General features: G+C 67.4%; 10 protein-coding genes. 3 read left to right on the forward strand and 7 right to left on the reverse strand.

Features of this window, described 5'->3' with window-relative positions; genetic code table 11:
* Position 1: 1 nt before the first annotated feature.
* On the forward strand, positions 2 to 1,249 hold the full coding sequence (locus OEJ37_RS14145; protein WP_175917870.1) for a glycosyltransferase family 4 protein: 1,248 nt from the start codon (positions 2 to 4) through the stop codon (positions 1,247 to 1,249).
* A gap of 64 nt (positions 1,250 to 1,313) precedes the next feature.
* Positions 1,314 to 2,597: a hypothetical protein gene (locus OEJ37_RS14150; protein ID WP_175917871.1), complete on the forward strand. Its 1,284-nt coding sequence runs from the start codon at positions 1,314 to 1,316 to the stop codon at positions 2,595 to 2,597.
* A gap of 59 nt (positions 2,598 to 2,656) precedes the next feature.
* Here OEJ37_RS14150 and OEJ37_RS14155 read toward each other — a convergent pair whose 3' ends face one another.
* On the reverse strand, positions 2,657 to 4,222 hold the full coding sequence (locus OEJ37_RS14155; protein WP_263344594.1) for a mannose-1-phosphate guanylyltransferase/mannose-6-phosphate isomerase: 1,566 nt from the start codon (positions 4,220 to 4,222) through the stop codon (positions 2,657 to 2,659).
* Positions 4,219 to 4,803 carry a drug:proton antiporter gene (locus OEJ37_RS14160; RefSeq protein WP_174417869.1) on the reverse strand — a complete coding sequence of 195 codons (585 nt, stop codon included), beginning with the start codon at positions 4,801 to 4,803 and terminating at the stop codon, positions 4,219 to 4,221. Before OEJ37_RS14160 ends, OEJ37_RS14155 begins: the two co-directional genes overlap by 4 nt.
* Before the next feature lie 1,076 nt (positions 4,804 to 5,879).
* On the opposite strand from OEJ37_RS14160, the gene OEJ37_RS14165 reads away from it, so the two are divergent.
* The gene (locus OEJ37_RS14165; protein WP_175941983.1) at positions 5,880 to 7,271 is read left to right on the forward strand and encodes a sigma-54 dependent transcriptional regulator; all 1,392 of its coding nucleotides are present in this window, start codon (positions 5,880 to 5,882) and stop codon (positions 7,269 to 7,271) included.
* 182 nt (positions 7,272 to 7,453) lie between these two features.
* On the opposite strand, the gene OEJ37_RS14170 is transcribed toward OEJ37_RS14165, so the two are convergent.
* The 5 genes from OEJ37_RS14170 to OEJ37_RS14190 are packed head-to-tail and all read right to left on the reverse strand — an operon-like array spanning position 7,454 to position 13,401.
* Complete coding sequence (locus OEJ37_RS14170; protein ID WP_263344596.1) at positions 7,454 to 9,937, reverse strand: glycoside hydrolase family 2 protein; 2,484 nt, start codon at positions 9,935 to 9,937, stop codon at positions 7,454 to 7,456.
* Positions 9,934 to 10,989, reverse strand: a complete 1,056-nt coding sequence (locus OEJ37_RS14175) for a DUF1839 family protein (RefSeq protein ID WP_263344597.1) — start codon at positions 10,987 to 10,989, stop codon at positions 9,934 to 9,936. Before OEJ37_RS14175 ends, OEJ37_RS14170 begins: the two co-directional genes overlap by 4 nt.
* Positions 10,986 to 11,960, reverse strand: coding sequence for an amino acid--[acyl-carrier-protein] ligase (locus tag OEJ37_RS14180; RefSeq protein ID WP_263344598.1), 975 nt, complete (start codon positions 11,958 to 11,960; stop codon positions 10,986 to 10,988). The genes OEJ37_RS14175 and OEJ37_RS14180 overlap by 4 nt, the downstream gene beginning before the upstream one ends.
* Positions 11,957 to 13,153, reverse strand: coding sequence for an acyl-CoA dehydrogenase family protein (locus OEJ37_RS14185; RefSeq protein WP_263344599.1), 1,197 nt, complete (start codon positions 13,151 to 13,153; stop codon positions 11,957 to 11,959). Before OEJ37_RS14185 ends, OEJ37_RS14180 begins: the two co-directional genes overlap by 4 nt.
* A complete protein-coding gene (locus tag OEJ37_RS14190; RefSeq protein WP_174417863.1) occupies positions 13,150 to 13,401 on the reverse strand; it encodes an acyl carrier protein in 252 nt (83 codons plus the stop codon). The genes OEJ37_RS14185 and OEJ37_RS14190 overlap by 4 nt, the downstream gene beginning before the upstream one ends.
* Positions 13,402 to 13,567 lie beyond the last annotated feature (166 nt).

A 13,567-nucleotide genomic window follows, 5' to 3' on the forward strand; every position in this document is an offset into this window, starting at 1 on the left:
ATTGAATAGCTTCCCGTCGATCGGCTCCCGCGCGGAAGTGACGCGCATCGTCGTGATCAATGACTACGCGCGGAAGGGCGGCGCGGAAGAGGTCTACCGGACTTCCATCGAAGTGCTGCGAAAGATTCCGCACGTCGACGTGTACTCGTTCGACGAGACGAATTTCCCGCCGGGCGAGGGCTCGCTCACGCGCGGCTGGAACCGTGGCGCGGCGAGCGCCCTCGCGGCGCTGCTCGACCAGGTCCGCCCACATCGCGTGCTCGTGCACAACTACCACAACCTGCTGACGCAATCGATCCTGCCGGTACTCGCGCGTCGACGCCGCGAGCAGGGATTCCGCACGTATCTCACGTGCCACGATTACCATCTGGTCTTTTACAACCCGAATCTGCTGGCCTATCGCAACGGGCGCCCGGTGCCTGTCCCGGTCGATGCGCTGTCGAATCCGGCTCGACTGTTCGCGCTTGCGAGCCCTCGCGGCCGCATTCATGACGCGGTGAAGAAGCTGCACTGGCACGCGGTGTACGCCTATTGCAATCCGCAACACGTATTCGACCTGTTCCTGTGCCCGAGTCCGTATATGCGTGCCGCACTGGCGCAGCGAGGCATCACGAGAAGCGTGTTGCTTCCGAACCCGGTGAGCACGCTGGCAGAACCGTTTCCGCCGCGCGTGTGCCTTCGCGGGCAGTTCGATCTTGCCTATGTGGGGCGCCTCGATGCGGAGAAGGGCATTCACGAGTTCATCGAACTGGCGCGCCAAACCGATTTTCATCGTATCGGCAGCCTGACGCTTTACGGCGACGGGGCGATGCGCGCGCAACTCGAAACACGCCACCAGGATCTGGTTCAGGCCCAACGGCTGCGCTTTGCCGGGCGGCTTGACCACAGCGAGCTGTTTCATGCGCTCCGCGCGCACGACGCGCTGGTGTTGCCGTCCGTCTGGGCCGAAAACGCGCCGCTGGTGCTGGTCGAGGCGGCAACGCTCGGGTTGCCGGTTCTCGCGCACGAGATCGGCAGTCTGTCGACGTTCGGCAGCGAGATCGGCAACAAGATCCTGTACCGGAATTCGCAGGCCGGCCTGATGAGCGCACTCGATGAATTGAACCGCCATTTGCGTACCGACGGTCGACACTACGATTGTTCGGAATACACGCCGTCGCGCTACGCGACGCAGCTTGCGTCGTGGATGGGCCTTGACGGGCAACAGAACGTCCAGGACCGACGCCACGCGGATTCATCGATTGGGTAACGTCCGGACAAAACGGGCCGCACGGTTCGCCGCGCGGCCGCGATACTCACACAAGAGGAACGTCATGCGGGCACTTCGACGCGTCGTGGCGGCCGTGCTTGGCGCATTGGCCTGGTCGGCGGGGCACGGCTACTGCGACGAGCTGGTGACGACGATCGCGCCTGCCAATACGTCCGGCAGCCGCGACTTCAAGGGTTCGTCCAACGGGCTGCTTGCCGGCACGTCTTCGATATCGAAAGTCGATGTGCATACGTTGCTGTATCCGGGCAGCACGACCCGTGTGCTGGCCCACTACCTTCCGTGGTGGGGGCCCGACGCGCGCGGCGTGAACGTCGGCTATCGATCCGACGATCCTCGCCAGGCCTATCGCACCTTCGCCGACATGCAGTCGAGAGGCATCGACGGTGTGATCGTCGACTGGTACGGCCAGGGCCATTTCGTCGACAAGGCGTGGCAGGCATCGATGCCCGAACTCGCGAAGTTTCCCGGGATGACGTTCTCGATCATGATCGACAGCGGCAGCTTCAAGTTCAATGCGTGTCGCGGGTGCGACCTGAGTGAAACCATTCTGCACAATCTCGCGTACATCAGCCGCGAATACTTCACGTCGAACCAGTATCTGCGTTACGACGGCCACCCGGTCGTGTCGGAGTTCGGGATGGATGCGGTCGGGAAAGCGGACTGGGCGCGCATTCATGCCGCGTACCCGGACATCTACTGGATCCATACGCTTGCACAGGGTTTCGATCTGCCGTACAGCAACGGGGCGTATGTCTGGGCGCAGCCGTCGTCCTGGGCCACGCCGCAACCGGCCGGAACGCGGCATGACCTGCTGTATCGAGAGCGCTTCTACAACATCGCCCGGAATCAGCCGCCGGCGACGATCACGGTCGGCGGCGTGTGGAGCGGCTTCGACGACAGGAAGGCATCTTGGGGCGCCGCGGCGCCACGCTTTCTTGCGCCTTCGTGCGGCCGGACCTGGCTCGACACGTTCAGGAGCATCAACGAGCGCTACAGCGCGCGGCAGCAGCTCCCGTTCGTTCAACTGATCACGTGGAACGACTACGAGGAGGGGAGCGCGCTCGAAACCGGCATTGCCAGTTGCACCGAAATCGACGCGCAGCCATTGGGCGCGAGCCTGACCGTGCGGATCACCCATCCGGAAACCGTCGATCACCTGGAGCTCTACGAGCAGCTCGGTGCATCGTCGTTCAGGCTGGTCGGCCGCTATCCGGCCGACGCGACGAGCATTTCGCTGCCGGATACCAGGGCGGGCACTTATTTCATCAAGGCGGTTGGCAAGCCGTTCATCCAGAATGTCGTTTCGGCGGCCATCGTCGTGCGCTGAAGGCGGGGGTGATGGCCGTCCCGCGCAGGGCGGCATCGCCATCGCTCACGGCCGTGCGGCTATCGCGCACCGTCTACCGCCGATCGAGCGAGCGGCGCCGGCGTCGACGCCTTGGGTTCCGGGGGTGCGCAAGTCGGTCGGCCATACTGATCGTCGAAGCGGACGATGTCGTCCTCGCCGAGATAATTGCCGGACTGCACCTCGATGATCTCGAGCGGGATCCGGCCTGGGTTCTCGAGTCGATGTACGTCGCCGACCGCGATGTACGTCGACTCGTTTTCGCAAAGCAGGAACGTCTCGCTGCCGCGCGTCACCTTCGCGGTGCCGCGCACGACGATCCAGTGCTCGGCACGGTGGTAGTGCATCTGCAGCGACAGCCGCTTGCCCGGCTCGACGACGATCCGCTTCACCTGGAACCGTTCGCCGAGATCGATCGAATCGTAATGCCCCCACGGGCGCTGCACCTTGCGGTGCTCGCTCGCCTGCGGACGCCGGTCGCTCTTCAGGCGCGCGACGATGTTCTTCACGCGCTGTACGTCGTGCTTGTTTGCGACCAGCACCGCGTCGGGCGTTTCGATCACGACGACGTCCTTCATCCCGACGCATGCGATGAGTCGCCCCTCCGAACGCACGAAGCTGTCCTGCGTGTCCTCGAACACGATCGGGCCGCGCGCGACGTTGCCGTGATCGTCCTTCGGCATGATTTCCCAGATCGCATCCCAGGTGCCGACGTCCGACCAGCCGGCCGCAAGCGGCACCACGATGCCCTCGATGCCGAGCTCGCCCCGCTCGGCGAGCCGCTCCATGACCGCGTAGTCGATCGAATCGGACGGGCACGCATCGAACGCCGCCGCGTCGATCCGGAAGAACGGATCCTCGGCGACGCCGGCACGCCATGCGGTCTCGCAAGCCGAGTGGATTTCCGGTGCGAGCGCTCGGATCGCCTTCAGCCAGACAGACGCGCGCGTGACGAAAATCCCGCTGTTCCACCAGTAGTCGCCCGACTGCAGGTAGCGTTCGGCGAGCGTCGCGTCGGGTTTCTCGACGAAACGCCCGATCGAATAGCCGCCTTGTGTGCCGTGGCGGCACGTGCGCGGCGCGCCGACCTGGATATAGCCGTAGCCCGTTTCCGCGCGGCGCGGCAGCACGCCTAGCGTGACGATCGCGCCTTCCTGCGCGTAACGCGCCGCTCGCGCGATGGTGTCCTGGAACGCGCCGACATCGGCGATCACGTGATCGGCCGGCATCACCGCGAGCACGGGATCGTCCGCGAGCACGCTCGCATCGAGCGCGGCGAGCGTGAGCGCCGGCGCCGTGTTGCGAGCGGCCGGCTCGAGCAGGATACGCGCCGGCGCCGCACGGTCGACCACTTGCGCGGCACTCATGATGCGATGCTGTTCGCCGCACACCAGCAGCAGCGTGTCGCCGAGCGACGCGTTCGCGATGCCGTTCAGACGGCGCGCCGTCGCCGACAGCGGCGATTCGTTCGAGGTCAGCTCGATCAGTTGCTTCGGATACTGTTCGCGCGACAGTGGCCAGAGGCGCGTGCCCGAACCGCCGGCGAGGATGACCGGCAGGATCAACGGCAGATCGGGTTCGGGAACCGGGCGCAGGATGCGGGTCATCGGTTGGCTCCGGTATCGGCGGGTAACCGATTGTGCGCACGGCCGTCGGCGTGCGTGTCGTCGTTGCGCGACCAGGGTGTCGAAACGACCCGTGACAGCAGTTGACGCAGTGCGCCGTCGGCGCGATGGGCCGGCCGGATCAGGCCGACGAACGGCGCACCCTGTTCGAGATACGGGCCGTAAGCCTTGCGGAATCCGAAGCGTTTGTAGAACGCCTGGCGCGACTCGGGTGCATGGGTGCGCACGGCAGTGTCCGGCCATGCGGCGTGCGCGGCGGTGAGCGCGCGTTCGATCAGCCGTTCGAGCGTGTCGTCGTCGCGGCGCGCTTCGCTCGTCAGGACCTTGTCGATCACGACATCCGGATCGATGTCGTCGCCCGGCAGGATGCGCGCATAGGCCGCGACTTCCGCCGCGCTGCAGTCGCGCACGCGCGCGAACACGTGCAGCGCGCCTGCGTCCTTGCCGTCGATGTCGAGATGCGTGTGCGCGTCCTCGACTACCAGCACGGCGTTGCGCGCGCGCAGGATTGCATAGAGATCGACGGCGCTCAGATGTTCGAATTCACAACAATGCCATTCCATGATGCGGTCCTCGCGTGATGCCTTCGGCACGCCGTGCCGTGCGGCACAGCGATCTTCATCATCCGGATGCACCGTGCGCCGGTCTGTTCGAAAGCGTACTCACGCTCCTGTTTCGTGTGGCGGACGCGGGATGCGCGGCGGCGCGCGTGTCGCGGGAACGCCGCAATGTGCGGTAGCACACACCGTCGGTGCTCGTGCCTTTTCATAATTGATCCATCCTGGCGGCTCGCCGCGATACACGTTCGAGCGTTGCGTGTCGGACGGTCATGGTGCGCTGCGGGAATTGAGTGCCGGCACCACCGAATTCGCGCCGGGAAACGGCAATTCGCCGGAATTGGCATGCACCGGCGGCGCGCATCCCGCAGTGTCTCGACATCGCGAATACGTCGCACGGCGCGGCGTTGCGGATTACAACGTGTAACGGATGAGCCGGCCGCACGCTGTCGCGACGCGATACGGCCGTCCGGCGGCGAGCGCGATTATGCGATACGTGGAACGCGGTGCCGGCCTTTTTCGGGGATTTCGATGGAATTCGCGGGCAATCGACGGCACTAATCTTGCCGAAAAGTAGTATTTGCCACCGATTGACGGGAATGGTCGGAGATAATCAAATTTCAATGGTCAAAGGCGCTCGTGTGGGGCGGCCGGCGGCGTAACCGGATGAATCAGGATTATCTTTTGGTAACACGGCCATTTCGAATCGGGGTGTAAATTCAGGAGCAGATGAAATGCAGCGGTCATTCCGGGACCGGGTTGGCGGCCATCCGGTTCGGCATCGGGTGCGACTGTCGTGTACGACGCGACGCACATGCGAACGGATTTCCCGTTTGCCGACGTGCCCCGCCTGACCGCACGTGCATCAAAGCGGGAACGTCGTGGCTCCCGCGGCCGCGCGTTCCCTTCGAGTTCGATGACAACGAGGCCGGATGACATCCGGCTCGACCTCCGGGGGCTCTTGCCGTGTGCAGTTTCGATCTTCGCCATCGCTGCGGAAACGCAGTGCGGACAGGCGGCCATGCGCCGCCTGCCGCGGCGCACGCGAATGGTTCGCGGAGTGGAGAAAGCAATGGTTCGTTATGAATATGCCAATAACGCGCGATAAGCGCGCCGGCGGGGGAAGCGGTAACGGGCAGCGTCCGCTGATTTACTGGACGCAGTCGCCGTCCGTCATGCTGCGAAAGGAACTGGCGCGACGCGACTGGAAGGTGTCGATCGTCGCGCATGCGAACGAGCTGCGCGACACGTCCGGCGAAATCACCTGCGGCATTCTCGACCTGAGCGGTGGCCATGCCGATGCGATCGGCAACATCGCGTCAACCTGCGCGTCGATGCGCGACGTCGTGTGGGTCGCGCTCGTCGACGTCGGCCAGACCGCTTCCCCGAACGTGCGCGCGCTGTTGCGCGACTATTGCTTCGACTACGTCACGTTGCCCGCGTCGCACCAGCGGATCGCCGATACGGTCGGTCATGCGTACGGCATGGAGTGCCTGTTCGCGCGCGACCGCGAACAGCTCGAATCGGACGAGAAAGGCATCGTCGGCACCTGCAGCGCGATGCTGCGGCTGTTCGATACGGTGCGGCGCTTCGCGCGCACCGACGCACCGGTGTTCGTGTTCGGCGAAACCGGCACCGGCAAGGAACTGACGGCCGTCGCAATCCATCGTCATTCGGAGCGGCGCAACGGCCCGTTCGTCGCGGTCAACTGCGGCGCGATTCCGCCGCATCTGCTGCAATCGGAGTTGTTCGGTTATGAGCGCGGCGCGTTTACCGGCGCGAACGCGCGCAAGATCGGCTATGTCGAGGCCGCGAACGGCGGCACGCTGCTGCTCGACGAGATCGGCGACCTGCCGCACGAGAGCCAGGCGAGCCTGCTGCGTTTTCTGCAGGAGCGCTCGATCCATCGCCTCGGCGGCAGCGATCCGGTGCCGGTCGATGTCAGGATCGTATCGGCGACGCACGTCGACCTGCGCGGCGCGATGGAGGAAGGGCGTTTCCGCGCGGACCTGTTCCACCGCCTGTGCGTGATGCGGATCGACCAGCCGCCGCTGCGCGCGCGCGGCAAGGACATCGAACTGCTCGCGCACCACATGCTCGAACGCTTTCGCGGCGATGCGCGCCATCGCGTGCGCGGTTTCTCGACGGATGCGATCACCGCACTCTACAAGCACGACTGGCCCGGCAATGTCCGCGAACTGATCAACCGCGTGCGCCGCGCGGTCGTGATGACCGAAGGGCGCCTGATCACCGCGCGGGATCTCGAGCTCGAATACTGTCTCGACGCGGCGTCGCCGTCCGTGGCCGACATCCGCAAGTCGATCGAGCGCGAGGCGATCGAAACCGCGCTGCTGCGTACGCGCGGGCGCGTCGCGGCTTCGGCGCGCGAGCTGGGCGTGTCGCGCGCGACGCTGTATCGCTGGATGGAGGCTTACGGGATCGAGCGGCCGCGCGGCACGGGCTCGTCCGACTGACGTTCGAATCGCAACGCTCGCGGCGCACCGGCGCACCGGCGCACCGGCACACCGGCACACCGGCACACCGGCACACCGGCACACCGGCACACCGGCACACCGACACACCGACACACCGACACACCGACACACCGACACACCGACACACCGGCACACCGGCACACCGGGCCGCGAGCGTAGCGTCAACCGGCCTGCGTGGCGCGAATCGTTCGCGCGGCGTTTACCGCGCGGATTTCCACGGAGGGCGGCCCGCCGTCCGCATCCCGAATCTTCCCGACGGTTTCCAGCGGAACGAGCGCAACGCGCGCCGGCGTGCCGGGCGCGAGATGAAACCAGTCGTCCTGCGGCATGAACCCGGGCGAGTCGATCTGCACGTGGCGCGCGACGTGCCGCGTGTCGATGTCGACGTGCCACGTATCGCCGGTGCGCGACACGCACGCTTCGATGCCGAGTTCGCGGCGTGCCAGCACGGCCGGATGCGTGCGGGACGGAAAATGGAACGCCTGCGACAGCAGCGTGCCGTCGTCGGCGCGCAGCGTCGCGACGACGGTGTCGTGTTCGCAGGGCCCGAAACGGTACGCGTAAGTCCAGTCGAAGAAGCGGCCGAGCAGCTCGGCCGAGCCGATCCGCACCGTGTCGTGCGCGGCGATTCGCACCGGGCAAGCGGCCCGTGCGACCGCCGTGCGGCCGTCGCGCAGCGCAACCAGTTCGACGGCCGCCGACAACGGCGCCGGGCGCTCGTTGGTCACATGCACGTCGAGTCCGTTCAAGCCTTCGTCGACGAGCAGCACCTGCACGGGCTGCAGTACCTGGCGCAGCGCATACCACGCCGATTTCGGCCGGTGCGTGGCGTCGATCACGCCCCATCCGGCACCCGGCATCACATCCTGGAATTGCCACACGAGCGCGCCGGCGCAGCGCGAGCCGGTGCGCCGCCATTCGGAGAACGTGTCGCGCATCACGTCCGCGATCACGGCCCGCGACAGTTCGAAGTAGCGCGCCGGATCCTCGCGGCGCAGCCGGTCGGGCGCGACGTCGTACAGCGTCTGCAGATAGTGGTCGCGAACGTCCTCGAAATCCCACGACGTGCCGGGGTCGCGCGGCACGGCCGCCTTCCAGCGCGGCTCGTGCACGCCCGGCCAGCCGAGGCTGGCGAGCGTCGCATCGCATGGCACGTTCGCGAACGCGAGGCATTCGCTCGCGAAGCGCACGTCCGCGCGGCGCGCGTCGTCGAGCGGGCGCAGGTATGCGCCGACGCCGTAGTAGTGCGACACGCGTTCACGCGGCGCGAACGGCAGCACGCCGCCGTCGGGCGAATCGGGCACGTACGGGACGTCGGGCCGGCGCGCGGCCGCATGGCCGGCCAGCCGCTCGGCGGTCAGCTCGAGGAAGCGCTGCTTCGGCCCGAGCCCCGACATCGCCGCCTGCTGCGCGATCTCGCTGCCGCCGCACAGCACCGCGAGCGACGGCGACGCGCCGTGGCGCGCGAGGAATTGATCGGCTTCGCGGTCGACGTTGTCCGCGAACGCGGGATCGTCGAGCGCATGGTCGAAGTTCGCGAACATGAAGTCCTGCCAGACCAGCAGCCCGAGCCGGTCGCACCACGCGTGGAATGCGTCGGCCTCGTAGGTCATCGTGCCACCGACGCGGATCATGTTGAAGCCCGCGTCGCGCGCGAGCCCGAGCAGGCGCCCGTAGGCCGCGTCGTCCGCATGCAGCGCGAGCGGCGCGGCGCTGCTCCAGCATGCGCCGCGCGCGAACACGGGCACGCCGTTGATACGCAGCCCGAATCCCTTGCCGTCGGCGCCGGCATCGATCTCGATCGTGCGGAAGCCGGTCGAGCCGAGCGGCCGCCGTTCGTCGCCGATATGCAGCGCGATCTCGTAGAGTGCCGGCTCGCCGTGCGTATGCGGCCACCAGCGGCGCACGTTGGGCACCGCGACGCTCGCGCGCAGCCGGTCGGCGCCGGCGCGTTCGAGCGTGGCGTGGTGTTCGCCGCACGACAGCCGCGCCGCGAGCGCGTCGGGCAACGGTGCGGCAAACGTCAGCTCCGCATCGAGCCGGCCCGTGTCGCCTTCGATGCGCGCACGCAGGTCGCAATCGACCGGAACGAAGCCGTCGGCCGGATCGAGCACGTCGACGGGGCGCCACGGGCCGGCCGGCACGTACGGCGGAAACCAGCCGGGCATGTGCCCGAACAGCGACGTGCGGACCGTGCGCAGCGCCGCCGGCTCGGCGAGCCGCGTGCGCCAGCGCGCACGGCGCGGCGCGCGCGCGTCGCGCAGGTGCGGCGCGAGCGCGCGGAAGCAGAGGGTCAGCCGATGTGTGCCGTCGAGCGACACGGGAACGTCGTGCGCGACGAACATGCTGTCCGAGCGGAGGATCGGCGTGTCGTCGAGCCATGCCTGCGCGAGGGTCGCGAGGCCGTGAAAGCGCAGCACGCGCGGCCCGCGCCCGCGCAGCTCGATCCGGTACCAGTGGTCGCGTTGGTCGAGCGACGCCGCTTCGTCGAGCCGGCCGGCCAGCGCGAGCGCCTGCGCGACCGTGCCGGGCACCGGCGCCGCGATCCAGCCTTTGCCGGCGGCCGGGAGGTCGCGCGGTTCCTCTACGGCGCCCGCGGCCGTCGCCAGCATCGACCACGCGGGCAGGGCATGCGCGCGCGTCACCGCATGACCGGCACGGGCGCCGCGTCGATGTGCACGGGCGTCGCGTGCCGCAGCGGCGCGCCGATCTGCCGCGCGCAGGCGACGAGATCGACGTAGGCGGCCGCGATCGCTTCGAGCGTCGAATCGCCGCGTTCTTCCTTGCCGCGTGCGCAGGCGCGCGCGAGCCGGAACTCCAGCACCATCGCTTCGGACGCGATGCGGTCGCACGCGGCGCGGATCTCGGCGAACGGCCCGACGCAGCCGCTGGCCTGCAGCCAGCGCGCGTAATGGCCGAACAGTTCGAAGTTCGCGCCGAGCTGCCGCACCGAATTGAACGAGTACGCATGGAAGTGTTCGAGCGGCGCATCGGCGAGCGTCCTGGCATCGGTCTGCAACTGCTGCCGGAATGCCGCGATCGGATCGACCAGCGGCAGGCGCCGCAGGTGGCGCTGCAGCGCGGCGAGCGACGCTTCGCACAGCGCGCGCTCGTCGAGCGGTGCAAAACGCCGCTTCGCGCATTCGACGTACGGCGGCAGCGTCATCGTCGAGCTGCCGCCGACGAGCCCGTTGTAATCGAAATCCTCGGCCACGTAATAGCCGCTGTTGTGGAAATAGCCGATCTGGTGCTTCGCGCGGTCGATCGCGTCGATGCCGATCGTCGTCTTCGTATGCTGCGTGCGGTAGCTGCTGCCGCGCGTGTCGGGCAGGAACCACGCGTCGACCTCGACGATCATCAGGTGACCGCGCGCGACCTGCGTTTCGATGTGCTGGTCGAGCGGCTCGTAGATCGAGTGCTCCTGCACGACGATCCCGTAGAGCCGCTCCAGTTCATCGTGCGGAAACTTGAAGAACGTGAACTGGTCGCCCTCGAAATCGAGTGCGATCGTAAACGGCAGCGCCGCGTACGGATTGAAGCCCCACCACCGGAGCACCTCGAGCCACATGTCGACGTAGCAGTTGGTCTGCTTCCAGACCATCTCCTGACTGTGCAGCGGGTGCGGCCGGTAGTGACGCGCGCGGTGGCGCACGTCGTCGAACGACGCATCTTCGCCGTCGCGGGAAACGAACCTCATGGCGTGCCCCACAGCACGTCGCGGACGTCGCGCGGCCACGCGTCGATGTCGAGGCCGTGGTGGCGGAACAGCGCGAGCGTGAGCCGTTCGAGGCCGAAGCCGACGCAGCCCGTATGCGCGACGTCGCCCGTCGCGGTGCGGATGTCCCACAGCAGCCCGAAATGGTCCATGTGGTAGTTGAAGCTCAGGCACGCGGTCTGGCGGTCGTCGTGCTCGATCGGGATCAGCAGCTCGAACTTCAGGTTCTGCTCGCGCTGGCTGTTCGCGACGATCTTGCCGCCGCGCCCGAAGAACGGGTCGTTCGCGAGATCGATCGCGTTCGGCAGGCGCAGCGCGTCGATCATCCGCGTGCCGCGCTCGATCCACGTCTCGCGGAACGCGACGATCTGCTCGGGCGTGCCGATCCGCACGTATTCGCGCATCCGGAACAACTGCATGCGGGTGGGATCGAGCGACGGCTCGTGGCGGAAGCAGTACGAGAACACGTCGACGATCCGGCCGTCGCCGGGCAGCGCGCCCGCGCGTGCGACGACCGGATAGACCGGGTAGCACGCGGCCGGCGTCATCACGACGTAGGTCGGCTTCTGGTTTTCCGTCCAGTCGTCGCCGCGATCGAGGCACTGCAACAGGCGCTGGTGCTGCTGCTCGTCGCCGCAGAACGCATGCACGCTGCCCGCGAGCTGCGGGAAGCTCTTCATGTATTCGCTGCGCTCGAATTCGGTGCGGCTCATCGCCGGCGGGAAGCGCAGCACTTCGGCCCGTTGATCCGCGCCGAGGCGCGTGACGAACGCGTCGAGCGCTTCGACGACGCGCTCGAACCGTTCGCTGCGGCCGAACAGGCCCTGGATGCCGGTCGAGACCAGCAGCCCGGCGTCGATCAGCTCGTCGCGCAGCGGGTTGACGCCCGCGCGGTCGAGCGGCGCATCGGCGGGAGTGGAGGCGGCGGAGGGCACGGCGAGGCGATCGTTCACGAATGTTTCTCCAGCGTCGCGGGACGCAGCGCGAGCAGCAGGCTCGAGGTGTTGGCGGCAATGCGGTCGTTGCTGATCATCAGCGGCGCCGCGTGCAGGTCGCGAATGTGGCGGCCGATGCTGAACGGCGTGCCTTGCTTGTAGCCGGCCATCCCGCAGATCATCATCGCCTGTTGCGCGACTTCCAGCGCGCTCGTCGACACGTAGGTCTTCAGCGTGTTGATCTCGGCGGCCCAGGCCATGCCGGCCGACCACGAGCGGGCCGACGTATTCGCGTGGAGCCGCAGCACGTTGTCGACGCGCGCCTGCATCGCCTGCATCAGCGCGAGCGATTCGGCGATGCGCCGCGACGCGGGCGACGGCGCGCCGTCGGTCTGGCGTGCCTGCGCGCGGAAGAACTGGTGCGCGCGATGGAACGCATCGCCGGCCACGCCGATCCAGACCGCGGCCCACAGGATGTGCGAGACCGGCACCATCGTTTCCTCGGCGATCTTCGCGAACGGCACCGGCAGGCATTGAACGGAGGCGCCCTGTGCGTCGAGCACGAAGCCGTTGCTGCAGGTGCCGCGCATGCCGAGCGTGTCCCATTCGCCGCGGCGCGTGAGCGTATAGCCTTCGCGCAGCAGCGTGACGAGCACCTGTTCGGAAGTCGGCGCGTCCGCGTCGCGTCGCGCGGTCGCGAGGATGCCGTCCGCGTAGTCGCCGTACGAGATCGTCGGCGCGGATTTGCGCAGCCGGAATTCGCTGCCGTCGGTTTCGAGCGCGCACTGGCTCGCGCGCAGGTTGCCGCCGACGCCGTCTTCCGACGTGGCCGATGCGAGCAGCCACTGGTGGCGTACGAGCTGCTGCAGGAACAGCTTGTGCCAGCCCTGGTCGACGGCGTGATTGACGATGCAGGCAACCTGGATCTGGTGCATCGCGAACACCATCGCCGACGATGCGCAAGCCTGGCCGAGGATCGAACAGGCCGAAGCAATATCTTCCAGCGACGCGCCAGCGCCGCCGAGATGGGTCGGCACCATCGCGCCCAGCAGCCGGCGCGCGCGCATCGCCTCGATCGCCTCGACGGGGCAGCGCGCGTCCCGGTCGACCGCATCCGCGTGCTGCGCGGCGATCTGCGCGACGGCGTGCGCGGCCTCGTCGAGCCGATGCGATTCGCTGTCGGCCGCGAGTTCGGGAAGCAGCGCGCTCATGCGGAATGCTCGGTGCGTTGCAGCGTGGCGATCGTGTCCGCGAGCGCGTCGATGCTGCGGAACAGGTTGCGGTTCAGCATCTCGTCGGGAATCTCGATGTTGAACTGCTTCTCGATCGCGAGCATCAACTGGATCGTGTCGAGCGAGGAGAGGCCCGCTTCGTAGAGGTCGTCCCCGTCGCCGATCGAATCGATCGCGGCTTCGAGGTGGGAGACGTGCTTGAGGATGGTTCTGATTTCGTTTTTCACGTGCTGCTCCGGCGTGCGTGGTGTCGTCCGCTCGGGCAGACGCGCGCATCGCGCTGACATCCCCCCGGCAGTCCGGCATCAGTAGACCATTCGCACGCCCGGCGTTCTGTTCGCCACCCTACAAACCGCTAACTCCGCGTGCAGGCGCCGCACGAATCGGTGCGGC

The organism is Burkholderia sp. BKH01 (assembly GCF_025685725.1).
In the GTDB taxonomy this organism is placed as follows: Bacteria; Pseudomonadota; Gammaproteobacteria; order Burkholderiales; family Burkholderiaceae; genus Burkholderia; species Burkholderia pyrrocinia_C.

What these genes read in the sequence shown, in the direction of transcription:
- OEJ37_RS14185 (WP_263344599.1), bottom strand. Translation starts at nt 13,153, where the DNA reads ATGAGCGCGCTGCTTCCCGAACTCGCGGCCGACAGCGAATCGCATCGG.
- OEJ37_RS14175 (WP_263344597.1), bottom strand. Translation starts at nt 10,989, where the DNA reads ATGAGGTTCGTTTCCCGCGACGGCGAAGATGCGTCGTTCGACGACGTG.
- OEJ37_RS14165 (WP_175941983.1), top strand. Translation starts at nt 5,880, where the DNA reads ATGAATATGCCAATAACGCGCGATAAGCGCGCCGGCGGGGGAAGCGGT.
- OEJ37_RS14150 (WP_175917871.1), top strand. Translation starts at nt 1,314, where the DNA reads ATGCGGGCACTTCGACGCGTCGTGGCGGCCGTGCTTGGCGCATTGGCC.
- OEJ37_RS14155 (WP_263344594.1), bottom strand. Translation starts at nt 4,222, where the DNA reads ATGACCCGCATCCTGCGCCCGGTTCCCGAACCCGATCTGCCGTTGATC.
- OEJ37_RS14160 (WP_174417869.1), bottom strand. Translation starts at nt 4,803, where the DNA reads ATGGAATGGCATTGTTGTGAATTCGAACATCTGAGCGCCGTCGATCTC.